We start from the raw sequence: 25,296 nt of genomic DNA, 5'->3' as shown, positions 1-25,296 counted from the left end.
TTCCCCCCGATAAGCAGCTTCGAGACGTCATTGCATCCCGGTGCCGAGATACCTTCGGTGTTGAGTTTAAGATGAGGGTAATCAATCTGTGCTCTAAGTCCGGCAGAACAGAGGCAACAAAGGCCTGCCGCAACAAGTCTGGCGCTTAGGGATAGTAATCGCAATGTTTGCTCCTCGTGTTTCGTTTACAGATTTTTTTCGGCTGAATGAACGTGTACGTCGATGGAGCGCTCTAAAGCCATCAACACTTCTCTTTTAGTCGCCAAAGAAGGCTGTGCCCCGGAACGTGTGACAGACAGGGCAGCGGCAACTGTAGCAAACCGTGCGCTTTCTACAGGGGTGTCACCGTTCATCAAGCCGACCGCAAACGCTGCGTTGAAAGCGTCTCCAGCTGCCGTCGTATCCACAGCTTGCACTTTGGGTGCCGGGATTCGATGCAACGAACGATCTTCGCCAAAGAGAACGGCTCCCAACGCGCCGCGCTTTAATATGATGCCCTTCGCTCCCAGTTGCAGGAGCATGGCCATCACCCCCTCTTCAGAGGATGCGCCATTGGTGTAGAACTGAGCTTCTGTTTCATTGGGCGTGAGCCAGGTCACTCCTCTAAGTTCTCCGTTTGGCAGCGCCTGCGCCGGTGCCGGATCCAGGATGAGTGGCAGGTTCAATTCGGAGCACATCTCCGCCAGGCACTGAACCGTTTCAAGTGGAATTTCAAGTTGTGCAAGAACCACCCCCGCGTGTCGGAATATCTCTTTTCTGCTCCGCAAGACGTCGGGAGTCAGATGGAGGTTGGCTCCCGGCGAGACGACGATGCTATTTTCACCCGCATCATCAACGAGAATGGTTGCTGTTCCAGTCGCGGCATTGACCTCGCTCACCTCCGTGATGTCCACGCCCTCTCTCTTGAGCTGCAGTCGCAACTGGTCTCCGAACGCGTCTCTGCCAACCATGCCCAGCATCTTCACGGGATATTCGAGTCGCGCCACGCCGACTGCCTGGTTGGCACCCTTCCCACCGGCATGAGTTTGAAAATCATGTCCAAAGATGGTCTCTCCTGCGCGTGGTATACGGGGCACGCTCGACACCAGATCCATGTTGATACTGCCTACAACGACGATAGGTCGCAGGTCATTATGCATAAGTTTCTCCAGAAGCGGCTAGTGACCAGCAAAGAGCGGAGCGGCGGCGATTGCACAAAGGCCTAAAAGAAAAAAGATGAACATGAACGTTAGCAGTAGCTTGATCCGACTGGTTGTGCCTGCGAACTCGCGCCACACAAAGACACCCCAACCTGCCGACACCATCGTCGCGCCCTGGCCGATGGAATAGGAGACTGCAGGACCGACGAAGTGTGTCCGCGCCGCGACGAAATTGAAAACAGCGCCTGTACACCAAACCATGCCACCGATCGCTCCCCAGAGATGCCAGCGTTTAGGAGCTGCAACATAGCCTGAAAAATCGACGGGAGTTTGCCCATCAATTGGCTTACGCATAAGCAGATAATTTGCGGGAATAGCACAGAGAGCCACCCCGATGACAAAGAGGAATGCCACGGCATACGGCCCCGATGCCCCAGAAGTAAACATCGCCTTCGAAACGAAGGGGTAAAAACTTCCCATCAAGACCCCCGAAAGCAGGCTCAGCAAGATGCCTTTGCTGCCTGCGTTTCGTCTTTCTCTTTCCCGAAGACGATATGCCAACGCATCCATAACAATTGCCGCAACCACCAACGCGATGCCTCCGAACAACAACAACGGATTGCCGGCTGGATTGATAACGTAGTTGCTAATCGCCCCTATGACCAAAGCCAGACCGATTCCAATAGGGAAGGCCACGGCCAAGCCGGCTACATCGATCGCCGCAACCAACAGCAGGTTCGCGAGATTGAAGATCACCCCACCCACCAGTGCCATGCCGAGATGGTAGGGGTGAACCTTCGCAAGATCGGCGACAAAAGACACCCCTTCTGATCCCGTGCTGCCAAGAGTGAAACCCCAGAGGATCGCTCCAAGCAGGAGCCCAATGACGTAGTCCCAGTAGAAGAGCTGAAACCGATAGCCTGGGCACAACTTCATGGTGTTTGCCCAAGAGCCCCAGCAGCTCATGCTGATGAGCATGAAGATCAGCGTGCTTGCATAGATTTCTGGTTGATACACTGCGTCTCCAATCGGTGAAAGGATCCGACCCTGGAAATGGTTTCAAGGCCATCAGTTAGAAAGCCAGCTTTACAGCCAATTGCAGAATACGTGCTTCGCGAGCATTTGTTGCTGCACCGAAAGGAATGCCGCTTCTGGTTCCGGTCTTTGTCTGGTAAGTCTGAGCGCCGTTCCACTGCGTGTGATTCAGAGCGTTATAAGCGTCGGCACGAAATTCAGCATGGAAGCGTTCGAAGATCGGAAAGGTCTTGGCGAGAGATAGATCGAGATTATTTTGGCCCGGACCACGGATCGTACCAAGCCCGGAGTTACCACGAACGCCGGTTACTGGAATCGTAAACGCCGCTGTATTGAACTGGTTCAGAAAGTTCTTTGAACCGCGAGAGAGGTTTGGATCGCCGTTGACAAACAGCTCGTCTGTACCTGCATAGTCAAGTGCGCTGGTCGCGTCATTGATGATCGTAAGCGCCTCCCCGGACTCGATCGTGCCGATGAATGAAGCTCTCCAGTCGGTCAATGCTTCCCGTGCGACGCGGTTCCAAGATTGGCCATAAGTCGGTGACCAGATGCCGCTGTAGACAAAGCGGTGGCGGTGGGACAAAGTACTCTCACCCCGGTTATAGATATGTGGGTCCTGGAAGCCATTGAACCCGCCTTCTCCGTTTGCCGCAAGCGTGTTGACGTAGGGATAGTCAGAGACGGTCTTGCCCCAGGTGTAGTTGCTCAGGAACTGGAGTCCATGAGTGAACTGATGTTGGAACTGAGCGACGGCTGCGTTGTAAAAGGCGTTCAAGTTCGGTCGCTGCACGTAGATGTCGCCGAAGCGGCCCAGATTATTCGGACGAGCATTGTTGTAGGCATTCTTAGTCGGCCAATTCGTTTGGTAAGCAGGCAGGTTCTCGTTGATGTAGTTAGAACCCTTTCGTCCCTGTGACCCCAAATAAGAGAGTGTGAACGAGTCGCGGGGCGTGATTTCATGCTGGACATCCAGCATGAAGCGTTGATAGTAGGGCAGCGGGGTCGACTTCTGATCGTAGTAGTACGCCGTCGAATAGTACCCGTCGCCAAAATATCCCTGACCCGGGCCGGTACTTACTGGATAGTTGCCAGGAACGAGCGGTGGAGGAGTCTGGAAGATGTTCGAGAGTCCCAGGACGGGAGTATCACTTGGAGCGCCCTTTGTAACGTTCGTGATCTCGTCGCCGCTGAAGTAGCCTGGGACGCCATTCAACGCGTTGCCGACCTCAGTTGAAATCTGCGTTGCACCAACGTCATAGAAGATCGCATAGCCTGCCCGCAGTACCGTGTTCTTATCCAGGTTGTAGGCAAAACTAACTCGAGGCGCAAAATCCTTTTTGGTTGCCGACAGATAATGCTGCGGCACACCTTGTGCGATTCCGGGAAGCTTGAGCACGCCACCGTCCGTTGTTGGCTGGTAGATCGCACAGCACAGGTTGTTGTTTGCATAGAGTGGGATCGAGAGATCGTAGCGGAGACCAACGGTTAGGGTTAGACGTGGGGTCACCGCAAACTTGTCGTTCGCATAAAAACCCCAGTACGGAAATGTTACGTCCAACTCCGGCGACGTAGCGTCGCCACCTTGAAAGTCGTAACGCTGGTGGATCGTTTCCGGCAGGCCCATGGCCAGATCAGCCATGGCGTCGCCCCCCTCGTAGTTTTGAAGGCTTCCACCGGTGCTAAACTTCTGCTGAAACTCGACAAAGCGAGCGAAATCCCAGTCATATTCGCTTTTGCGGAAGTAATTTCCTCCGAAAGTCATCGTATGCCTGCCTTTACTCCAGCTCACATTGTCTGAAAACTGCATGACCTTATTCTCAGCACGGAAGACCTGATTAAAACCAGGACTTGCATAGTTGTCGACAATCATCTGAAGAACACCACGCGTAATTCCGGAACCAGTATTTTGAAAGACCTGATTGAACGGATTTGCATCGCTGTTCAGATAACTGATCTGATTGGGAGCTACGGTCTGAAGGGCTGAGTCGCCGATGCCGAAGATAAATTCATTTACCAGGTTGGGCGTGAAGACGCGCGCATAGTTCACGGTCACAAGGTATGCGCCATCATCGACATCAGACACATAGAGTTGTGAAGGCGCCAGATTTCCCGAGTTGTTGTTGTCGCCGTGCGACTTTGAATACGTGACGAAGATGTTGTCTTTGCTTGTGAGATTCAGATCGAAACGGGAGTCGAAGTGATAGACCGAAAACCCGAGTTTTTGAGTTGTGACGTAATTCAGCTGCGAGCTCGGAGTTCCTGAGATGTTCGGCAATGGATAAAGAGCCATGAGCGCCTTGGAAGCCGGGTCAAAAACCGAGCTGCCATCCGGCCTTACAGCCTGGTCAAGCCGATTGTTCGGAATAACGGGACGGCTGCTGAAGCCATTCGCGTCGTAGGTCGTGAAGAAGGGGTTGTACAGTTGCAGTGGATTCGATCCACCCAACAATTCGCTGAAGTCCCCCGTGCGCTCTGCGGCGGACGGTACGCTTTGATAGACCGGCTGAGCCCCATCACTCTCAATGAAGTTTTCGTAGTTGGCGAAGAAGAATGCCTTATTCCTGAGACCTTCGAGAATTTTAGGGATAAACACCGGCCCCCCTATCCCTCCACCGAATTGATTTCGGCGTAATGTGGGCTTTGCGAAGTCGTTGTTGCCGGTGTACGCCGCAAATGATTTCGTAAAAGGATTGATCGCGTTGAGGGCATCGTTCTCGATGAAGTCGTAAGCTTGCCCGTGGAATGTGGAAGTGCCCCCTTTGGTTTGCATACTCAACGTGGAGAAATCGTGTCCGTTGGCGGCAGAGAAGTCTGCTACCTGCAAGGTTCCGGTGCTGAGTGCTTCAACCGAGGGCTCATAGCTGAGGCTGGTTTCGTAATTATCTGTAATGTTTACTCCGTTTACGTAAAATCCATTGTCACGCGATCCCTGAACGACCCCTCCCGTTGTGAAGGCGACTCCGCCGGATGCAAATTGAGCGCCAACGGAGTAGGTTCCGCCAGGATTCAGGTTTGCCTGCGGCTGGGTCGAGATGCCGGGCGAAAGCGCAGCTACGGAGGTAAAGTTTCGACCGTTGAGAGGCAACTGCTCAAACTGCTTTTCCGTTACATTTGTGCTGAGATTCGCTTGACCTGTCTCCATCACCGCAGTAGAACTGTCCACGGTCACCTGTTCCGACTGAGCGCCGATCTTCAATTGCAGGTCATACCTCGCATTGCGGCCGAGGTTCACCGTAATGACACTGGATTGTGTCGTTTCAAAGCCGGCGTGTGAGGCCGTGACCTGGTAGGTGCCAGCGGTGACTTCAGGAAAACTATAGTGACCGGTCGCATCCGACATAGCGGTCTTCGTAGCTTTCTGTTCGAGGTCGAGCAGCGTAACCGTCGTTCCTGGCACTACAGCGCCGGTCGAATCAGTGACAATCCCTTCGACGCCGCCACGCTGGGCGAATTGGCCAAAACTTAGGGCGGGCGCCACGACGATCATAAAAACCACTACCCAAACGAAACACTTTTTGATTCGGCTCAAGGGCGGCCTCCAGGAGAATGAAACGTTTCAAAATGCAACGGGGCAATTTATATGGAAACGATGCGGTAAGTGTCAAGAGTTTTTTTTGAAGAAACAACGGCGATTCGCGGACTCGCTAGATTTGAGCTTCACCGGAGTGAGACTCGTCTAGAATTCCTCTTAGCCGCATATTGAAGCTTTCAAAGGTGTTCCATGTCCAATATGAAAGAGATCGCGCGGCTTGCCGAGGTGTCGCTCGGAACCGTTTCTAACGTACTGAATAACTCTGCGAAGGTACGCGAACCGCTGCGACGCCGAGTTCTTGCGGCTGTTGATTCTCTTCGCTACGAGCCAAGTCAGCTTGCACGAGGTCTGCGACGAGATAAGACAAACATGATCGGCATGATCATCCCGGACATCACCAATCCATTCTTTCCGGCTGTCGTTCGCGGTGCTGAAGACGCGGCGTTCGGGAGCGGTTATCGTCTCGTGCTCTGCAACGCAGATAACAACCTGACCAAAGAGGTCTCGTACATGAACCAGCTGCGGACATACCTTCCTACTGGCATCATCGTGATTCCCTCTAACTTCAGCGAGATAACGATGCAGGCCGGTAGTGCAACCAGAGGCGGAGCAGTTGTGGTTTGTCTCGACCGTATGCCAAGACATTGGAAAGGCGACACGGTCACCGTAGCCAACGATGAAGGTGCGCTGAATGCGACTCAACATCTCATACAGCTTGGTCACAAACGCATCGCTACCATTACGGGTCCCTTGCAGCTGACGATTGCCCATGCACGGCTGGCCGGCTTCCGACGTGCATTGAAACAAGCAAATATTCAAATTCCCGCAGAGTATGTGCAGGAGAGTTCCTTCGATCGTGCAGGTGGATACTCAGCGGCACTAGGACTGTTACAGCTTAAGCCGAGGCCAACCGCGATCTTTGCCCAGAACGACATGATTGCCATGGGCGTCGTGATGGCTATTCGCGAGCTGGGTCTTCGCTGTCCGCATGACGTATCGCTGTTCGGATTCGACGGACTCGAAGTAACCGAGCTGATGGATCCTCCACTGTCTTCCGTTTTGCAGCCTGGTTATCAACTTGGTTCGCTGGGAGTTCAGCTTTTGCTTGAAAGGGTAAGCGATCCGAATCGTCCCTTTCGTCACCATGTGTTGCCAACGGAGCTTCGACTAGGGGCTTCCATTGCTCCTCCCCCTCCAACACGTCAAAGTAAGAAGAAGCCAGACTCGGCGCCTCGTCGCAAATTGGCTACCTGACCAGATCGCCGTTCAGCGGTGCTTTTTCACCCGTTCTCCAACTACGACTGTGCCGCCTAGATCTTCTGTGAGCTCTTTCGCCTTCGCCACTACAATCTGGCGCCAGGACAGCTTCCACCGCTGCGTCGGCATCGTAAGTGTCAGTGCGCCAGCCAACTCACCGCGCGAGTTGAATACGGGGGCCGAAATACCTGATAGCTCCGGCAGCCTACCTCCGATGGAAGTCGCATATCCCTGTTTCCTAATTTTGTCTGGGCCCGCGCCTCGGGCCCCTGAGTAGGCTCCCAAAATTAGACCACCAGCCCCTCGGTCCAGAGGCAGTTCTTCTCCTAACATGACATGCTCTCGCAGGGGCTGCGGTGAATCTATCCAAAACAGCCGAACGCGATGATTCCCTTGCCGGACATGCAGTGCGGCAGTCTCGTGAGTGACAGCGACCAGGCTACGCAGAATAGGCATCACGGCTGCTTGCAGCCCGTCGGCCGCTTCGTGCACTGCGTTAAGTCTCGGAATCTCAGCCGCCAACCGATAGGTTCCCTGAGGTGTTCGGATCAAGTAGTGTGCCCCTTCCAGGGAGTGCAGCAAGCGCAGCGCAGTGCTCTTGTACAAATCTGTGCGCAATGCAAGCTCTGCGAGTCCCAGCTCAGTGTCCCCTGCTCGGAATGCCGATAGCAACGCAAGAACGCGATCGGCGATTGCAGACCCCCCCGTGACAGATCGTGAAATTCGCGGCAAGCTGCCTCCTTGACATTATGTCTATTGAAGTTGACACTCATGTATAAAAGAACGCCGTTCTATTTTATCAATGATATTTGATGTGAGATGAATGCTTCTTGAATTGAACTCCGAAACGCAGGTACGTCGACAGTGGCCCCGCTGGCTCTCTTATCGCATTGGGCTGCTGCCCCTTCCCGTGTTTGTTCTGCTGTTTGGTGCTGTAGCGGCTCTGACGGGTGCCCATGCGCTCACTGGAGACGTATCCGTCATGATTGCAACGCTCGCCGCAGGAGGGTTCCTATGCGCGTGGCTTGGGGGACTCATTCCGTTTTTGCGACGCCTCGGAGCACCGGCCATCACCGCCGCATTCCTGCCGTCTTACCTGGTGTATCGACACTGGTTGCCCGTTAACCTGGTGGAAACTGTCACCAGCTTCACCAAGGGAACCAATTTTATTTACTTGTACATTACAGCAATCATCGTCGGCAGTATCCTCGGCATGAATCGCAAGTTGCTGTTGCAAGGGATTGCGAAAGTTTTAATTCCACTGTTCGCCGGCTCGCTTATGGCCGTGTTGATCGGCTCTGTAGCGGGTGTTGCGATCGGTTTGCCCTTAGCCAGGATTGTCACACTCGTTATCGTCCCCGTGATGGCAGGTGGTGTTGGTGAAGGAGCCATTCCACTTTCAATCGGCTATGAGGACATCTTTCATCAAAGCTCCGCCGAGTACCTCGCACATCTGCTGCCTGTCGTCCTCTTTGCAAATCTCGTCGCCATCATCATGGCTGGATGCCTCAATGCCATCGGGCGTCGCTATCCGTCCCTCACTGGTAATGGATTGCTGCAGCCACCGTCCAACATACTCCCTCTGCCGGCGTCGCTAAATGTCGCCCCTATCGCACCTAGGAATGATCAACTCTGTGCGGCGGCATTATTTGCCATCTCTCTCTACTTGCTCGGCATTGTTTCGCACTTTCTTTTGGGGTTTCCTCCCCCCGTCACAATGCTTGTAATAGCAGTGCTGCTCAAGGTATCCAATTTGCTTCCGCCATGGATCGATCGGGCGGCGGCGGCCGTCGGGCACTTCTTTGCGGTCGCCGTAACGTATCCGCTGCTTTTCGCTGTGGCTGTTGCGTTGACGCCTTGGAAGTCGGTGAAAGAAGCACTACATCCGGCAAATTTAGCAGTGATTGTTCTTGTCGTCCTCACTCTTGTTGTTACTGGCTTCTTTATAGGCAAGTGGATACATCTTTATCCCGTCGAAACCGCTATCGTCAACGCCTGTCACACCGGCGCCGGAGGCACTGGAGACGTAGCTATTCTGACCGCAGCCAATCGTCTTGAACTCATGCCCTTTGCTCAGATTGCAACGCGTATCGGCGGAGCAATTACCGTTACCCTGACGCTACTAATTTTGCGTTTCCTTACGCACGGAAAATAGCTATGTTCAACCGAATTGAATTCACCTCCGGACCAGGCGGCCCACTTCACGGGATACGTATCTTGGATTTATCCCGACTCGTCGCCGGGAACACTCTCACCATGGTGTTAGCCGATTTAGGGGCTGACGTTATCAAAATTGAACCACCCGGAGGCGACACTCTGCGCGAGTGGCGAGTCGCCGGCGTCGAAACCGCATGGAAGACCTACAGCCGCAATAAGCGCAGCCTTTGTCTCAACCTGCGCGATGAAGGCTCTCGAGACATACTGCTTCGCCTCACCGCCGAGGCTCACATAATGGTCGAAAGCTTCCGTCCAGGGACTCTCGAAAAAATGAACCTCGCCCCAACGACGTTGTTCGCCGCTAACCCCAAGCTTGTACTGGCACGCATATCGGGCTGGGGACAAACCGGCCCTTACGCTGAGCGTCCCGGCTTCGGCACGCTTGTAGAAGGCATGTCTGGGTTCGCTTCAATGAACGGCTTCGCTGACCGCGAGCCTGTACTGCCGCCCATCTATCTCGGCGATATGACTGCAGGTCTCTATGGAGCGATCGGAATTTTGTCGGCACTACGGCATGTTGAGGTCAATCAGGGTGAAGGCCAGGTAATAGACATCCCGCTGCTAGACCCCTTGTTTTCCATATTGGGTGCACAGGCTGCAAACCACCGGCTGACTGGAGTCGTTAAACCTCGTACAGGAAGCCGTTCAACCAACAGTGCTCCGCGTAATGTCTACCGCACATTGGATGAGCACTGGATATGCCTCTCCGGTTCGACGCAAAAGATGGCTGAAAAGATCTTTCGAGCGATCAACCGGCCGGAGCTCATCACCGATCCTCGCTTTTCAACGAATGAAAACCGACTACACAATGTGGTTGAACTGGATCGAATGATCGCCTCCTTTATACTCACGCTCAACCAACAGGAATGCCTCGACCTTTTTCAGAAGAACGGGGTGACTGTTGGTCCAATTTACGACATGTCCGACATCGAGCACGACCCACATTTTCACGCGCGACAGATTGTCGTTGAGTTGCCAGATACCGACTTAGGAACAATCCCCGTACACACAATCTCACCCAGATTGTCGGCCACGCCTGGGCGCTTCCGCAGAGCCGCTCCTCATCTGGGAGAAGACACCCACGACGTGCTGGGTGAGATCGGCTATACGGATTCCGCCATTGCAGGTTTTATTTCGTCAGGTCTCGTAAAGATGCCCGACAAACCAGAGAAGAGATAAACAATGATGCGCAGCAAACTTTTTGTACCTGCGATCCGTCCGGAGCTCTTTGAAAAGGCGACTAAGTCCGGCGCAGACGCTGTGTGTTTCGATCTTGAAGACTCCGTTGCGCCAGCACGGAAGGTTGAAGCCAGAGACCATCTGCAATCCTACTTGCGCGAACGCCAGTCCATCGATCAACCGCTGCTTCTGGTTCGCACCAACCCCGTTACCTCTGCAGACTTTGAGCAAGATGTAGACTGCGCCGTCTGGAAGTCGATCTCTGCAATCGTTTTACCCAAGGTAGAGTCGGCGGAAGATGTCCGCGCGTCGGCAGATATCATCGCCAAATTCGAGCGGTCGCGGAACCTGCCTGCCCCTTTAGGCATCCTTCCCACGATCGAATCGCCGCGTGGTTTACGTTTTGCTGCAGAGATCGCGCTCAGTTCCCCACGAGTGCTCGGCTTGCAGATCGGCTTTGCAGACTTACTGGAGCCGCTGGGTGTGGCACAGAGTAATGTCGCTGCTAGGAACCAGATTCGGCTTACCCTTCGCCTGGCAGCAGCCGAAGCTCACCTCGATTGTTATGATTCGGCTTACGCTAATTTCAAAGATATATCCGGTTATGAAGATGAATTGAGAGCTTCTCGTTCACTCGGTTTCGTAGGTGCCAGCTGCATTCATCCTTCACAGATCCCCATTGCTAACCGGGTATTTGTCGCAACGTCAGAGGAACTCGTCTCCGCTGCGCGAATCCTGGAGGCTGCGGCACAGGCGGCGCAAAAAGGGGTGGCTGTTACCAGCATTGATGGAGCGATGATTGATGCTCCATTTATCCGCCGTGCCCGCAAGCTTCTTGGTAAGAAAGACTATTGAGAATCGGAAAGACTCACCGCCCGCTCACTGTATTGGGCCGTTTCACAATTACAGCTTCGGGAACAGCATCGCGAAAGAGCCTCATTCATACTTGACTGTAGCAATCACTCGGGAACGACACGAGGACCCGTAGGTGAACATCAATGCGGGAGAGATCATGGAATTCGTGAACAAATCCGAAGACATGCCATCTCACTCAAAATAAGATAGCTCGCTTCCAAACCAGATTAAACAGAATCAGTTGGTCTGGCGGCGAAAAGCTTCCTAAATGATGGAAAGGAATGGAGCCGATGAGCGGAGTTGAACCGCTGACCTACTGATTACGAATCAGTTGCTCTACCAACTGAGCTACATCGGCCTGTCGTTCTATTCTATCGGCTTCGTGGCCATCCGCCAAATCTCTCTTTTGTCCCGAACCTCCAGTAGCCACAAGCGCAGCGTGCGCGACCGCCTCCTCGGGATCAACCCACAAGATGTTGATTCGCGATCTCGATGAAGTTCCTCGCAAGTACACTCTCCGCTCCCATCTTGACGCCGAGATCGATCGACGTCCGGCACCCAGCCTTCACCTCTCGATACACCGCCCCCGGCATCGCAACCCTCGCCACACAAGCTGGCGCCAGCGACACGCCAAGCCCGGCAGCCACCAGGCGCACCAGCGTCAACCATTGAGGCGCATCCTGAACAATGTTCGGACGAAATCCGCTTCGTTCGCAACACGCGATCGTTCGATCGTAGGCGAGCGGTCCCATACGCCGCGCGAACATGATGAACGGTTCACCCTCCAATGCCTTTACGCTCAAAGTACTTCGCCGAGTCAACGGATGGCCCTCCGGCAACACAGCCACATACTTTTCTTTCGACAAAGTAGTGATTCGAATCCCCTCAGTCGGGTCGCCATCTCGCAAAAACGCAAGGTCAATCTGGCCATTGAGGAGCGCAACGATCTGCGCAGACGTCACGAGTTCGCGCAAACGTAGCTCAACCTTCGGATAACGACGCCGAAAACTCTGAATAGCAGCGGGCAGCTCCGTAAACATCACCGAGCCGCTGAAACCCACCGTCAACGTCCCTTCTTCGCCGCGCCCCAGCCGGCGAACCTGGGCAAGATCCTCGTCCACCTTCTCCATCGTGCTTCGAGCACGTCTCGCCAGCAACTGGCCAGCAGCCGTCAATTTCACTCCGCGTGTCGTCCGCTCAAAGAGCGCATGACCAAGCATCTGCTCCAGCCGTTTGATCTGCTGGCTCAGCGGAGGCTGCGCCATCCCCAGGCGCCTCGCCGCCTTGCTGAAATGAAGCGTCTCAGCGACCACCAGAAAGTACCGCAGATGCCGAAGTTCGATCTGGTCACTCATACATCAATGATATAGATCACGACTTTTCAGCTATTGGACATCCCGTGAAACTCCTCGTAGCGTTTAGTTCAGGAGGCGTCGCGAGTGACTCTTTCCGGAACAAAGGACACAACCCGGCTGGGTCTCGACTTCCAAAACATTCCCGTTGGTCACGGCCCGCATCGAGACCGACTTCCACCAGCCGTGCTCTACACCGGCTCGCGCCAGCAGTCCGAAAACAGCAGAAACTAGTGGAGACCCCATGAACAACACAGCTCTGGAATTTAAGATCCGAGAATTTGAACCAGGAGACGAGATCGCATTCCGCCTCCTCAACGAAGAGTGGATCACCCGGGAGTTCGTCCTCGAGCCGAAGGACGTGTACTCCCTCTCCGACCCTCAGACAACCATCCTTGACCATGGCGGCCGCATCTTCTTCGCCATTCAGAACGGTGAAACCGTTGGCTGCTGCGCTCTAGTCGCAATGAAACCCGGCGAGTTTGAAGTTGCCAAGATGGCAGTAACCCAAGCGTGCCAGGGAACCGGAATCGGCCGCCGACTGCTCCAGAGCGTTGTCGAGGAAGCAAGGGCCTCAGGTGCAACTCGCCTCTATCTCGAAACCAACCACAAGCTGACCCCTGCCATTCACCTCTACGAAACAGTCGGCTTCAAACGACTGCCGCCGGAGCGCGTCGTGCCCTCTCCCTATGCCCGAGCCGACGTCTCGATGGAGCTATCGTTCCCCACTCCCTGACCAAAGTTCCGCACGTCGTCGTTCGAAGACTCAGACTCCATCACCTCTAACGTCCCCCGTCCCCCATCTCAGTGGGCCACACCAACGTCACCAGAGCCGCGAGAGCGATGGCTACTTGAAGCATCGGATGTAGCCCATGAGACATAGACCACCTCTTCGTTCGAAGAGCCTTCCATTCCCTAAGACCTGCATCGGCGACCAGGACCCCGCCATGACACAACACCAACACCTCGGATGATTTCCTTCACCTTCGCACTCCCACTTTGGTAACCAATCCTCTCGGAAAATAACCCTCGGAAATCCCGTCTGAAAAAGCGAAGAGGCCACCCGGCAACGAGGTGGCCTCTTCTTTAGGGAGAATAGTTCCAACGGAGGCAAAGCCATCAGAACTTTCTGGCGAAATACTAAGTTTGGCGATATGACGTGTCAAGGTCAAAACTCAACTAATGTAAGTCCTTATTTTTCAATGGTTACGGGGTTTACTAAACTGACAACAGATGGCCACGTTTTCGCCTAAAATTCGCTTTTACTTACCCTATCCAGACCCCAACGACATTCCTATCAGCCGCTTAGCTCGGCCCCTGCACCATCCTCAGTGCAGATTGGGCCACTCGATTCAGCCTCCCTGCTCGACCCCGGGTCCCTTCGTCTGAATCCGCGCCGCACTTCCACTCAAGTCGATCCGGAGAAACTCCGGCTCAGTCGCTGCCGGCTTACCCTGAAGTACCCTAATTGCCGCCCGTCCGCCGCCCAGAAACAACGCCAGGATCACCGCAGCCAAAGCTCCCAGTCCGCAGAACACCAGGATGCTGGTCAGCAGGCTCACTGTCTTCCTGATCTCCGCATGAAACTCCGGAGGCATCGCCTTGTTCCACGTCACCTCGCTCCGCAGATGGATCCCCTCCACAAGCCTCCGCGCCTCGGCCGGGTTCCATGCGCCCGTCGTCATCAGCAGCAGTGGCCCCTCACGCCTCAGCTTCACCGTCCCGGCAGCACCACCCTCCTGGTTCATCTCCGCCTCGATCTGCCGCCCGTGGTCGCCCGCAATCTGCGGCGTCGGGTAGAGCAGCATCGTCAGCGTACCCTTTCCCTCGTACTTCGCCGTCACCACCTCGGCAGCCTTATCAAAGCCAATAATCTCCGGCGGCAGCGCCCCGCCCATCGCCTTATACCCTACCGGTCCCACCGCATACCGCTCCGAGCCCTTGTCAAGACCCTTCGCCGGCAGATAAGTCGGCAGCAGCGGAGACATTCCCTTCGGCCCCCCTACCTTCGGCAGCCCCACCTCCACCGTCCGTAGCAGCGCCTCAGCCGAAGCCGGACTGCCCTTCAGGTTAGCGACCACCACGGACACTCCGCTCCGCACCACATAGGGCGCGCTCTTATGCAGATAGTCATACGCAGCGGCTGCCCCCGTAGCATCTTCAAACTGGTAAACCGTCACCGTGCCGTTTGCGCCAGGACTCTGCGGCCCTCCACGCTCATACCGGCGAATCCCATCCTCCACCAGCACCGGCCCGTCGGCTCCACTCCACGACGGAGCACCAGTACCCGCGTCATGGTCAGCCCCTCCCCGCAGCGACTCCGGCAACAGCGGCGTCGGCGGCTCCGCCAACATCACCTTCGGCGTCTGTCCCTCCAGCGAAATCACAGAGGCACCCATCACCACCAGCCCCAGCACGGCCGTCGACACAACCCGCATCCGAGAAAGAAAACCCATACGTTGGTCAGACTACACCAGCGCCCGAACGTAAGCCTAGAGCCTCCTTCCTAAGTTCCATGCCGCTCAAACCCGAGAACGATCCACCAACCTCATCCTAAGAAAACTTCAAAAGCGTCGCGATCCCCTGCGGATCTCCTAACCCCCTGCTCTCTATCAATTGATTGATCTCCTTTAAATAGCTCGGACTATGCTCCACCGTCTTCGAGAAAGACTGCACCAGCTTGACGACATGCTCCTCCCCGAACGCCTCCCGCCGATAACCCACCATCCCGACCAGCAGACCGTAGACCAGCGCATACTGCGTCACCATCAACAGGAACTCCCCAAAGATTACCTGCGGAGTGATATGTGCGCTCGCCTCGCGGCCAAACGGAAACAGCGTCCGGTAGACATAATTCAGTAGATAGTTCTCCAGAATATGCGGATGCGCCGCAAAGAATGGCGCGCAGTACCGTGCCTCCGCTTCCACATAATGAAGCGCATCGCTCGCCGAAGTAGATCCCGCAGAGTATCCGATACCCTGCAGGAACTCGTCGAAGCACTCCAGAAAGCGTTGCCCGCATGAGCCCGCGCGAATCCTTTGGTCAATCAGCCGAAGCACCACATCCAGCTGCACCGCAGGCTGCGCCGGCACCATCTCCAGCTTGTCGCGCAGCGCCCCACTCTCCAATATCTCCCAATAGTTGCCGAGTATCTCCGGCACCCCATCGTCCTCCTGCGCGGTCGTCACTTCGTTCAGCCGCTTCGAAAGCATCCCAAGCAAAAACAGCCGCTGCCACAGCGGTCGCCTACGATCCTGAATCATGGCGACAACCAGATCCCGAACCTCCCAGAAGTACCGTATCGGTTTATGAATCGAACCCTCCCCGGTAGCCAGTCGCGAAAACTGGTCGCTTCGAAAGTGCGCCGACGAAGCATCGCCCATCGCCCGCGTCGAGTCGGCATCGAGCAGAACCTGCCGAGCCGCCTGCGGGCACGAGAGATATAGCGAAATCTCAAGCTCATTCTCCACACTGTTCAGCGCGCGAGGATAAGTCGAACACGTCGCTGAAAGATGTGCCGAGCCAAACTCCTTCTGCACCCCACAGAGCCGCTCCGCAGAAAGAAACGGGCATCGGCCCGATGCGTTCGGCTTGATACGCGCATAAAGAGATTCAGTCGCGCCGACAGGAAGAATCGAGACATACTCCTTCACCAGCGCACCCAGATTCTCCTCCGGAAACTCTTGATATCCCTCGTAAGTCTTCTTGTCCACGAGAACGCTCATGCCGTGACAGCAGGAGTCCTCGCACTCGGCCCCGATACAGTGAAAGGCACTCCCGTAAAGCGGTTGAATCTTCTGCGTCTCAGGCCTCATGGGCCTCCTCACTGAAGCACGCCATCACCGCATCGAAACAACGAGGCAAGCGCCGCATCTTCGTGCGAAAAAATCTCCGCGACGAACTAGAAGCAACCGCCCTGCCATCCCCGAATCATCCAGATTGGAAGAATCTAAGAATGCCGCACCACCGTGCAGGCGAACCTCCCTCTCATTTAATAGTCGTGGCCTTTTTGCTTTTTAGTCGTGGCCTTTTTCGTCTATTTGATAGTCGTGTTAATAGTCGCGCCTTTTTGTTTGTCATTCCGCACCCTGAGCGTAGTCGAACGGGGGAGGAATCTGCTTCTCGCTCGCCCTCTAACAAACACCGTCATCTCGACCGAAGCTGTTCACAGCCTCATCGTGAACAGCGCAGTGGATCGCGGCCACAGCTCTCCGTTGCAGCGAACCGATCATGCTGCGGTATCCGTCAAGACCCCGTATTCGCCGTTGTCGTTGTCTGTTTTGTTCGCCCACATAAGAGCCTTTATTGATCGCCCTTACGCAGCAAAATTGTTACTGCACCGCGCAGGATCTTCTCTCGCCTCACCGCCACACCACAGAGAATCAGTTCCCGCTGGCCCGCTCCGTCGGCGCCTTCGCCCCGCTCAACCCACCGGCATACTTCGCCACACCTTTATAAAGACTCTCCGCCACCCGCTCCCGATACTCCGGCTGCTGCAGCTGCCGAGCATCCTTCGCATTCGTCACAAACGAGATCTCCGCCAGGATCGAAGGCATATTCGCCCCGATCAGCACCACAAACGGAGCCTTCTTCACACCGCGATCTTTCAGTCCTGCATTCCCCTTCTGCAACCCACCATACAGACTCTGTTCCACATCCCCTGCAAACTCTCGCGACTCGGCGATCTTATCCTTCAGCGCAATCTTCTTCACCAGATCGCTCAGCTGATGAATCGACTGGTCCGACACAGCGTTCTCACGCGCCGCCGTCTCCAGCGCATCCGGCGACGACGTGAAGTTCAGGTAGTAAGTCTCCACTCCGCGCGCACTCGCATCCGATGAAGAGTTCGCATGGATCGAAAGAAACAGATCAGCCTGTGCCTTATTCGCAATCGCCGTCCGGGTCTCCAGCGGAATAAACGTATCGTCCGACCGCGTATAAATAATCTCCGACCCCAGGCGCTCATGCAGGAGCCTCCCCAGCCGCAGCGCTACGTCCAGCACCACGTCCTTCTCCTCAATCCCATCCACGCCCAGCGTCCCCGAGTCATGCCCCCCATGCCCCGCGTCGATCACGATCCGTCCAACCTTCAACCCCAGCGCCCGCACCATCGAGGTCTCGCCATCCGCCGTAGGCACTGCCGCCCGCGCCGGAACCGCATCGGCATCCTTCGCACCTTTGCCGTGTCGCAGCTTCCTCGTGCTCGGTACAGGCACCGCAACGTCCGCAGAGCTTGTCGCTACTCCAATAGAGCTACCTGTCCCCGATGCACCATCGCCCCCCTGAACCCTGAGCCCTGAGCCCTGAGCCTTATCTGACTGACTCCTGTCCGACACCACCGCCGAGATCGGCTGCGAGGTTGGCTGCGTCGTCGCCTCCACCCTTCCCGGCTGCGCACTCACCGCCGCCACATCAAACGAACTCCCCGACTTTACCGCCGTCGTATTCGGAACCGACGGCGCAGGAGCCGCCGCTCTCTGCATCGGCACACTCACCACCGGAGCGCCCGGCTCCGCCTTACTACCACCATGGATATCAATAATTAAGCGATAGGGATTCGGCAGCAGAAACGCCGAGTACTCCGTCACATCATTAACATCCAGCACCACTCGAGTCATGTCATTCGAAAACTGCGCCGCCCGAATCTTCTTCAAAAAACCATCATCGGTCACAGCGAAGCTCTTGCCCACCAGCTCCTGCGCCAGCCGGGTACCATGCAGATCAAAGTAGATGCGATCCGGATTCGGAACCCGCGCCGCCTCATACGTCACATCGTCGCCGAGGTCGATTGCGACCCGCGTGTAGTTCGGCGTCGACCAGTGACGAATCCCCGTCACCTGCGCCATATGCCCACGCCGCACAGTCTTCGCTATATGCATCGGCGCCACACTCTGCGTTCCCGCATCTGAACCCGAAGCCGAGCCCGAAGTCGAGCCAGGAGCTGTACCGGCCGCCTCATCCACCGGCGCAGCCCCCTGCCTCTCCGCAACTGTCGCCGGACCCGCTGAACTCACACCCGACACGCGAACGTCGCGCCCATCAAATGCACTCGCCGCGGCCACCATCCCACCAGCTCCAGCCTCCTTCGCAGCCGTAGCCGCATTCGAAGAAACAGAAGACCCAACCGGAGCCGCCCCAACCGCTCCCATCGCACCTGGATCCTTACGCCCACCCTGATCCAGCGAAGCCAGTCCAGCCCGAGCCTCCTCCGCCATCTCACTCCGCGGATACTCCTTCACCAGCAGCGAATATCTCTCCCGCGCCGCCGCCGCATCATGCAGATCATTCTCATAGATCTGCCCCTCCGCCAGAAGCGCCCCCACACGCAGCGAGCTCCCCGGATACTGCGTCCGCAAAAACTCATACTGCCCCGCCGCAGCCTTCAAACTCTTCGCATCATGCAGTCCACGCCCCTGCTCCGCCAGCAACTCCGCCACTGCATTCACGCTGTCGGGAGCATGCATACCCCCCGGAGCCTCGTGGTACACCGCACGAAACCCATCCATCGCCCGCGCATAATCGGCTCGCGTCCGCGTCCCCTCCGGCATTGCCTCCAGCGCCTGCCGTCCCCGCTCGGCCTGTTCCCACGGAGTCAACTCCACATGCCGCTGCCGAACCGCCTTCGCAGGCAGAACCTGCACCATCGCGCAGCCCAGCACCACCGCGCAACTCGCGCCACACCAAGAACTACGAATTATCTTCCCCAGGCCCATGTGTCTTCTTCAAAAAAACGACAGACCGCCTAAGTTTAAGAGAGCCCACCCCGCAACGCGTGTGAAAAGAAACCCGGTACTCCCCCCGATACCCCCAACCCATTGCGCTCATCCCGCATCAAGCCTCTATTCAACGATGATCCCAGCAAGCCATCCTGGGGTAAACTCACACGCATGGTAGACATCGATCTTCTCGTCGAAGCTATTCGCAAACGCGGACACACCGTTGAGAGCGTCTTCTCCGTTCCGGACAACGCAGGCGTCTATGAAATCGTCGTAGACGGCAACCTCCTCAATCTCGAAGAGGCAAGACAGCTTCTCGAAGACGAGGAAGCATCGAAATAGCCAGTAGACCCTCTGAGAATCAGGCAGTGTCGAGCTATAGGGCGACCAAAGATCTGTCATTTCCACGAAGGGAAAGGCGATTATTTGAAGTCGTCATCCTACCCCTGAGCGAGGTCGAACGGGACGGATCCTTAGTTTGTTCTTGTCGTCATCTTGACCCTGAGCGAAGTCGAATGGGGAAGGATCCGCAGTTTGTTTTTGTCGTCATCCTGAACGCAGTGAAGGATCCCGACACCTTCCACCTACCCATACCGTTCGAACCTTCCAACCCAACACCCAGCCGTTTGCCGTTCTTCCCCCCAAAAGATCATCTCGACCGATGACAAATCCGCTTTACCATGGTTAACTTGCAATCATGTCGCAGGAAATCACAGTCTCGAAGGAAGATTACCTCAAGGCGATCATTGAAGCCGAAAGCGAGGGCCACACTGTCATTGCAGCCTTGCTGGCCCAGTGGCTGGAGGTCTCCGCTCCCGCCGTGACCAAGGCCGTAAAGCGCCTGCGCGAGGACGGCTACATCGAGGCTGGCCGCGAAGGGGCTCTCAAACTCACCACCAAAGGACGAGAGGCCGCCCACCGCACCGCCCTCCGTCATCATCTCGTCGAACGCATGCTCTCCGAGATGTTCGGCATGGAGTGGCATCAGATCCACACCGAGGCCGAGCGCCTCGAACACGCCATCTCCCCCGCATTCGAAGCCAAGCTCATCGAAAAACTCGGCGAAGCCGGCGACTGCCCCCACGGCAACAAGGTTCTCCCAGAGACCCCCGCGCAGATCAAACGCCGAGGCCTCGTCGCTCTCTCCGAAGCAACCGAGAACACCGACTACGTTGTAGCAAGTCTCTACGAACGAGACTCCGGCCTGCTCGAGTTTCTTCATGAACTCGGAATAGGACCAAAGGTCGCCGTCCGCGTCCAGAGACGCAACTACGACAACACCATGCAGATCAAGACCCCCAACGGCTCCGTGACCCTCGGCCAATCCGCCGCCATCAGGGTCTGGGTACGGCCCAATCCGGCATCCAGAGAAACAGATGAACCAAGGCGACGTAAAAAAACATAACCTCGGTTAACTAAATGTGGCATACTGCATTTAAGACTGCACGTACCAATGCCGCCTATGCCAACCCTCCAGGAACTCAATCGCGAACTGCGCCCGTCCCTGCCGGAGGCATTCTCTTCGGTACGCCTCACGCAGTCTCCCGGCTTCTGGCGACGCCTCTTCGGCTTTCTCGGCCCCGGCTTCCTGATCTCCGTCGGCTACATGGACCCTGGAAACTGGGCAACCGACCTCGCCGGCGGGTCCAAATACGGATACACCCTCCTCTTCGTCATCATGCTCTCCAACCTGATGGCGATCCTCCTCCAAAGCCTCGCTCTCAAGCTCGGCATCGCCACCGAACGCGACCTAGCCCAGTCCTGCCGCGAAACCTACAGCCGCCCCACCAACATCCTTCTCTGGCTCTTCGCCGAGATCGCCATCGGCGCCTGCGACCTCGCCGAAGTCATCGGCTCCGCCATCGCCCTCCAACTCCTCTTCCACATTCCCCTTATGCTCGGCGTCCTCATCACCGGCACCGACGTCCTGCTCATCCTGCTCCTCCAAAACCGCGGCTTCCGCTATCTCGAAGCCCTCGTCATCACCCTCATCGGCACCATCGCCGCTCTCTTCGGCGTCGAAGTCCTGCTCTCGCACCCCGACTGGCTCCCCATCGCCCGCAACCTCGTCATCCCCTCCAAGGCCATCATTACCGACCCTGAGATGCTCTACATCGCCATCAGCATCCTCGGCGCCACCGTCATGCCGCACAACCTCTATCTCCACTCCTCCATCGTCCAGACGCGAAACTACCCGCGCACCGAGCAGGGCAAACGCGAAGCCATCCGCTTCGCCAACATCGACTCCGCAACCGCCCTCATGCTCGCCCTCTTCGTCAACGCCGCAATCCTCATCCTCGCCGCAGCCGTCTTTCATCGCGCAGGCCACTACGAGGTCGCCGAGATCAACGACGCCTACAAGCTCCTCACCCCCATGCTGGGCTTCGCCGGAGCCAGCACCATGTTCGCCCTCGCCCTGCTCGCCTCCGGTCAAAACTCCACCATCACCGGAACCCTAGCCGGCCAGATCGTCATGGAGGGCTTCCTCCACATTCGCCTCGCCCCCTGGCTGCGCCGGCTCATCACCCGCTCTCTCGCCATCATCCCCACCATCATCGTCACCTACTTCTACGGCGAGCGCGGCACTTCTAAACTGCTACTCTTAAGCCAGGTCATCCTAAGCATGCAGTTGAGCTTTGCCGTCTTCCCTCTGGTAGCCTTCACCAGCAACCCGGCGAAGATGGGCCCCTTCGTCAATCACGCGCGAACCAGGCTCCTAAGCTACGCCGTAGCCTTCCTCATCGCCGGATTAAACCTCTGGCTCCTGATACAAATCTTCCGCGGCCACTAGGGCGTTCACACGCCTTTTTAAAGCTTCGCGTGGTCCTCCCGTTGGTCGGAATCATCTTCCCTCGCGACCAACGGGAGCGCCAACCGAAGGGGTATACCCATCACGAAGTGATCGCCCTCCGCGCAGGAGGCCCGTCCGGCAGGACACCTAGCCCCTAACCAAGCAACCCGCCCACAACCTCCGCCGCCCCCTGCAACGCAGAATCGAGCGAACCCACATCGCTCCCGCCAGCCTCCGCCAGATCAGGCCTTCCCCCACCCTTTCCCCCAACCTGCGCCGCCAGCAGTCCAACAACCTTCCCAGCCTGCACCCGCGCTGTAAGATCCTTCGTCACCCCCACAATCAGCGAAACCTTCCCCTCCACCGCAGCCCCCAGCACCACCACACCACTCCCCAACTTGATACGCAGCGAATCCACCAGCTCCCGCAACTGCGCCTTCTCCACGCCATCCACCCTCTGCGCCAGCACCTTCACGCCCTTCACTTCCACGGCAGACGCGCTAGCGTCAGATAAAGTCGAACTCGCCGCCTTCATCCTGACCACATCCAGCTCCCGCCGCAGCTTCTTCATCTCCTCTTCCTGAGCCGCAATCCTGGCACGCAACGCCTCCGCCGGCGTCACGCTCTCAGACGAACTCCCCGCCCCCGAACCCACGAAAGCCCCCACTACCTTCGCCACATCGAAGTCCCGCCGGAACTCATGCAGCGCACCAGTCCCACTTACCGCCTCCACCCTCCGCACCCCCGAAGACACTGACCCCTCGCCCACCACCTTGATCAACCCAATCTCACCCGTAGCCCCCGTATGAATCCCGCCGCAAAGCTCCGTCGAAAAGTCGCCGATCTTCACCACCCTTACCTTCTCGCCATACTTCTCGCCAAACAGCGCCATCGCGCCCAGCTCATTCACAGCCACGTCGATCGGCACATCCACCAGCGTCTCCACCTTCGTATTCCCCATCACCTGCCGATTCACAATCTCCTCGACCTCGCGCAACTCCTCCTCGGCCACCCCCGTGAAGTGCGAAAAATCAAACCGCAGCCGCGTCGCATCGTTCAACGACCCCGCCTGCTTCACATGCTTCCCCAGCACCTCGCGCAGCGCAGCATGCAGCAGATGCGTCCCCGTATGATTCCTTGTCGTCGCCGCCCGCGTCGCCCCATCGACAACCGTGTCCACACTATCGCCCACCGCAATCGTCTGATTCGCCCTCACCTTATGCGCAAACACTCCCTGCACCGGCTTGGTCGCGCCACTCACCTCAGCCACCACCAGGTTATGATCCCCCGAGTACAACCACCCCACATCCCCAACCTGCCCACCCGAGTCCGCATAAAAACTCGTCGCATCGAGCACCACCTCACCCAACTCGCCAGCCTTCAACTCCGGCACACCAACGCCATCTTTCACCAGCGCCAACACCTTCGCCCCATCCACCCGCAGCGCCGAGTACCCTTTAAACTCCGTCTTCGGCAACTCCCGATAAACCGGCGCCGCCGACTTCTGCGACCCGCCCTTCCACGAAGCACGAGCCCGCTGCTGCTCCTCAAGTTTCGCAGCTTCAAACCCAGCCTGATCAAATTCGATGCCAGCATCGCGCGCAGCGTCGACCATAAAATCCAGTGGCATTCCGAACGTTTCGTACAGACGAAATGCCTGCCGTCCTGGCAGTTTGGGAAACCATGACTTGCGAATATGTTGTGCAAGCTCTGGAGTCAATTCACCCCATTTGAAGATAGACCCAAGCTGAAGTGAAATTTCGGATTCATACTTTTCATTGAAATAGTCATCACCAATAAAGTAGTTTCGTGTATCCCAGAGGTCTCTATAAATCGATACCAATCCTCGAGTACGAGATTTCAGTTGCTCCAAATCAACAGTCAGCCCATGCTCCTGGCAGAAATCAATGATCAGGTTTTGCATGTCCCGCTCAGACGCAGCAGCAAATTCATCCTGCAGTTCTTGGAATCCTCTTTCCATTACACGAGCAAACTGCTCCTCCTCCGCCAGCACCACCTTGCTTACCCGCTGCGCAGACTCTTTCAACTCCGGATAAGCCACCTGCATCTCATCCCGAACTGCGAACACCATTTCATGCATAAACGGCTTCTCCTGTCCCAATACCCGTCCATGCCGAATCCCACGCCGCAGAATCTTCCGCAGCACATACCCGCGCCCTTCGTTCGAGGGAAGAACACCATCGGAGATGAGGAACGTCGCGCAGCGCGCGTGGTCCGCGATGATGCGTAGACTTGCAGTGTTGACAAGCCGCGCCAGCGACCCTCGTTCCATCGACCTCGCCAGATCCGACGCGGTCGATAATTTACTTGCCAAATTGACTGTTTCCGCTGTCTTCGCCGCCCCCGTCAGTCCCGCTAGCTCTGCTGCCTTAAGAATCAGCGGAGTAAACAGATCCGTCTCAAAGTTCGACAGCACACCCTGCAGCACCGCAGCAATTCGCTCCAACCCCATCCCCGTATCGATCGAAGGCTTAGGCAACGGAGTCAGCGTCCCATCGCTGCTCCTGTCAAACTGCATGAACACCAGATTCCACACCTCGACATACCGCTGATCATCCTGCGGAAACGGCTTATCAACACCCGCCTCCTCCGCAGCCTCAATCCCCATGTCGTAAAAGATCTCGCTACAAGGCCCACAAGGCCCCGTATCCCCCATCTGCCAGAAGTTATCCTTGGCCGACATCCCAAAGATCCTCTCCTTCGGCACCCCAATCTCAATCCAGAACCTCTCCGCCTCATCATCCCGCGGAACCTTCGCATCCCCCTCAAAGATCGTCACGTAAAGGCGCGAAGGATCGATCCCAAAGCAATGATCGTGATTCGAAGTCAGCAGCTCCCACGCATAAGCAATCGCATCCTTCTTGAAGTAGTCCCCGAACGAAAAATTCCCCAGCATCTCAAAGAAGGTATGGTGCCGCCGCGTAAACCCAACGTTCTCCAGATCGTTGTGCTTGCCCCCCGCCCGCACACACTTCTGCGAACTCACCGCTCGCGTGTAATCCCGCTTCTCGTTCCCAAGAAAAACATCCTTAAACTGATTCATCCCCGCATTGGTAAACAGCAGCGTAGGATCGTTCACCGGCACCAGCGAAGAAGAGTGCACCCGCCTGTGCCCCTGTCCGGTCGCTTCGGACACCTTGCCCTCAAAAAACCGCAAAAAATCTTCCCGAATCTGGCTGCCCGAACGATTGATCATAGACC

Annotated in this window: 17 protein-coding genes and 1 tRNA gene; 8 read left to right on the top strand and 10 right to left on the bottom strand. The window is 56.5% G+C overall.

Annotated features, from left to right (window positions below; translation table 11 throughout):
* Positions 1–185 precede the first annotated feature (185 nt).
* Genes rbsK through HDF12_RS04220 form a run of 3 tightly spaced genes read right to left on the bottom strand, consistent with a single transcriptional unit; the run spans position 186 to position 5,703 of the window.
* Complete coding sequence (gene rbsK, locus HDF12_RS04230) at positions 186–1,139, bottom strand: ribokinase (RefSeq protein WP_179581364.1); 954 nt, start codon at positions 1,137–1,139, stop codon at positions 186–188.
* Positions 1,140–1,157: 18 nt separating this feature from the next.
* Positions 1,158–2,156 carry a GRP family sugar transporter gene (locus HDF12_RS04225; RefSeq protein WP_179581363.1) on the bottom strand — a complete coding sequence of 333 codons (999 nt, stop codon included), beginning with the start codon at positions 2,154–2,156 and terminating at the stop codon, positions 1,158–1,160.
* Positions 2,157–2,211: 55 nt separating this feature from the next.
* Positions 2,212–5,703: a TonB-dependent receptor gene (locus HDF12_RS04220; protein WP_179581362.1), complete on the bottom strand. Its 3,492-nt coding sequence runs from the start codon at positions 5,701–5,703 to the stop codon at positions 2,212–2,214.
* 192 nt (positions 5,704–5,895) lie between these two features.
* Here HDF12_RS04220 and HDF12_RS04215 point away from each other — a divergent pair, with 192 nt between their 5' ends.
* The gene (locus HDF12_RS04215) at positions 5,896–6,960 is read left to right on the top strand and encodes a LacI family DNA-binding transcriptional regulator (protein ID WP_179581361.1); all 1,065 of its coding nucleotides are present in this window, start codon (positions 5,896–5,898) and stop codon (positions 6,958–6,960) included.
* Positions 6,961–6,972: 12 nt separating this feature from the next.
* On the opposite strand, the gene HDF12_RS04210 is transcribed toward HDF12_RS04215, so the two are convergent.
* The gene (locus HDF12_RS04210) at positions 6,973–7,695 is read right to left on the bottom strand and encodes an IclR family transcriptional regulator (protein WP_179581360.1); all 723 of its coding nucleotides are present in this window, start codon (positions 7,693–7,695) and stop codon (positions 6,973–6,975) included.
* A 91-nt stretch (positions 7,696–7,786) separates the two neighbouring features.
* Here HDF12_RS04210 and HDF12_RS04205 point away from each other — a divergent pair, with 91 nt between their 5' ends.
* From HDF12_RS04205 to HDF12_RS04195, 3 genes are read left to right on the top strand one after another with little or no spacing between them, the layout of a single operon-like run.
* Positions 7,787–9,118, top strand: coding sequence for a 2-hydroxycarboxylate transporter family protein (locus HDF12_RS04205; RefSeq protein ID WP_179581359.1), 1,332 nt, complete (start codon positions 7,787–7,789; stop codon positions 9,116–9,118).
* A 2-nt stretch (positions 9,119–9,120) separates the two neighbouring features.
* Entirely contained in the window at positions 9,121–10,359 is a 1,239-nt protein-coding gene (locus HDF12_RS04200) for a CaiB/BaiF CoA transferase family protein (RefSeq protein ID WP_179581358.1), read from the top strand.
* Between the two features lie 3 nt (positions 10,360–10,362).
* Positions 10,363–11,214, top strand: a complete 852-nt coding sequence (locus tag HDF12_RS04195; protein ID WP_179581357.1) for an HpcH/HpaI aldolase/citrate lyase family protein — start codon at positions 10,363–10,365, stop codon at positions 11,212–11,214.
* 282 nt (positions 11,215–11,496) lie between these two features.
* Here the strand turns inward: HDF12_RS04195 and HDF12_RS04190 are convergent.
* Positions 11,497–11,572 (bottom strand) — tRNA-Thr (locus HDF12_RS04190).
* A 103-nt stretch (positions 11,573–11,675) separates the two neighbouring features.
* Complete coding sequence (locus tag HDF12_RS04185; RefSeq protein ID WP_179581356.1) at positions 11,676–12,569, bottom strand: LysR substrate-binding domain-containing protein; 894 nt, start codon at positions 12,567–12,569, stop codon at positions 11,676–11,678.
* A gap of 241 nt (positions 12,570–12,810) precedes the next feature.
* On the opposite strand from HDF12_RS04185, the gene HDF12_RS04180 reads away from it, so the two are divergent.
* Positions 12,811–13,302 (top strand): GNAT family N-acetyltransferase, encoded by a 492-nt coding sequence (locus tag HDF12_RS04180; protein WP_179581355.1) that lies wholly within the window; start codon positions 12,811–12,813, stop codon positions 13,300–13,302.
* Between the two features lie 616 nt (positions 13,303–13,918).
* On the opposite strand, the gene HDF12_RS04175 is transcribed toward HDF12_RS04180, so the two are convergent.
* The 3 genes from HDF12_RS04175 to HDF12_RS04165 form a co-directional block, all read right to left on the bottom strand.
* Positions 13,919–15,022: a DUF6599 family protein gene (locus HDF12_RS04175; protein WP_179581354.1), complete on the bottom strand. Its 1,104-nt coding sequence runs from the start codon at positions 15,020–15,022 to the stop codon at positions 13,919–13,921.
* Between the two features lie 97 nt (positions 15,023–15,119).
* Complete coding sequence (gene fliB / locus HDF12_RS04170) at positions 15,120–16,382, bottom strand: flagellin lysine-N-methylase (protein ID WP_179581353.1); 1,263 nt, start codon at positions 16,380–16,382, stop codon at positions 15,120–15,122.
* Between the two features lie 567 nt (positions 16,383–16,949).
* On the bottom strand, positions 16,950–19,280 hold the full coding sequence (locus HDF12_RS04165; RefSeq protein WP_257025338.1) for an N-acetylmuramoyl-L-alanine amidase: 2,331 nt from the start codon (positions 19,278–19,280) through the stop codon (positions 16,950–16,952).
* Between the two features lie 102 nt (positions 19,281–19,382).
* On the opposite strand from HDF12_RS04165, the gene HDF12_RS04160 reads away from it, so the two are divergent.
* The 3 genes from HDF12_RS04160 (at position 19,383) to HDF12_RS04145 (ending at position 22,074) form a co-directional block, all read left to right on the top strand.
* The gene (locus HDF12_RS04160; RefSeq protein ID WP_179581352.1) at positions 19,383–19,625 is read left to right on the top strand and encodes a hypothetical protein; all 243 of its coding nucleotides are present in this window, start codon (positions 19,383–19,385) and stop codon (positions 19,623–19,625) included.
* Between the two features lie 355 nt (positions 19,626–19,980).
* Complete coding sequence (locus tag HDF12_RS04150) at positions 19,981–20,688, top strand: metal-dependent transcriptional regulator (RefSeq protein ID WP_179581350.1); 708 nt, start codon at positions 19,981–19,983, stop codon at positions 20,686–20,688.
* Positions 20,689–20,745: 57 nt separating this feature from the next.
* Positions 20,746–22,074, top strand: coding sequence for an Nramp family divalent metal transporter (locus tag HDF12_RS04145; RefSeq protein ID WP_179581349.1), 1,329 nt, complete (start codon positions 20,746–20,748; stop codon positions 22,072–22,074).
* Between the two features lie 154 nt (positions 22,075–22,228).
* On the opposite strand, the gene alaS is transcribed toward HDF12_RS04145, so the two are convergent.
* The gene (gene alaS / locus HDF12_RS22170; RefSeq protein WP_257025337.1) at positions 22,229–25,291 is read right to left on the bottom strand and encodes an alanine--tRNA ligase; all 3,063 of its coding nucleotides are present in this window, start codon (positions 25,289–25,291) and stop codon (positions 22,229–22,231) included.
* Between the last annotated feature and the right edge of the window lie 5 nt (positions 25,292–25,296).

The organism is Tunturiibacter gelidiferens (genome assembly GCF_013410115.1).
GTDB classification, from domain to species: domain Bacteria; phylum Acidobacteriota; class Terriglobia; order Terriglobales; family Acidobacteriaceae; genus Edaphobacter; species Edaphobacter gelidiferens.
Note: the sequence above shows the minus strand (reverse complement) of the source record. Positions and strands in the feature narration are given on the sequence as shown.